General features: G+C 44.9%; 1 protein-coding gene. It reads right to left on the bottom strand.

All coding sequences use genetic code 11. The features are described from left to right. Positions 1-541: type VI secretion system baseplate subunit TssG (locus R7190_RS30015; protein ID WP_318138227.1), on the bottom strand; the 541-nt coding region annotated here is incomplete at both ends.

The raw sequence follows: 541 nt of genomic DNA, 5'->3' as shown, positions 1-541 counted from the left end.
CTTGCATTGATATTCCAGGCTCTTTTTCCTAGTGACGCACCAGCACCGAGTTGTGCAAACTGGCCTTCGGGCATACTTTTCGATCCCAAACGTGTTTGTTCAGATTTAGACAGTCGCATCCATTGACCTTGAAACTCGTGAATACGAATTTGGCAACCAGACAAACATTCCAAAATGCTCTTCAATGCACCTTTACTTCGTGTTGGAGATGCATACATGCCGCCATAATGCAGTGCAAGATCATTCCCATCGCCAGTCAATGACGACATGCAATCAGTTAATGGGGAGCGCTGATTTTTTGCATGCGCACGCGCTTGTATGGTTAACTGACTCAATTGCCAACTTCGATAATAGAGGGATAAAAGCCGATGGTTAAAAATGTCATAGAAGTCCACCATCGCATGATCGCCTTCTTTCAGTCGATGCAATGCAAGCTCACTGTAATGCTGAGGCAGTACACCCTGCTCCCCCGTCAAGCCAATCAAATTTGTCTCAAGCGCTAATTTATCTTTACCTAATGGTTTAGTAGAAACGAGTTGCG

The sequence above is a fragment of the Vibrio sp. 1078-1 genome, assembly GCF_033340475.1.
Note: the sequence above shows the minus strand (reverse complement) of the source record. Positions and strands in the feature narration are given on the sequence as shown.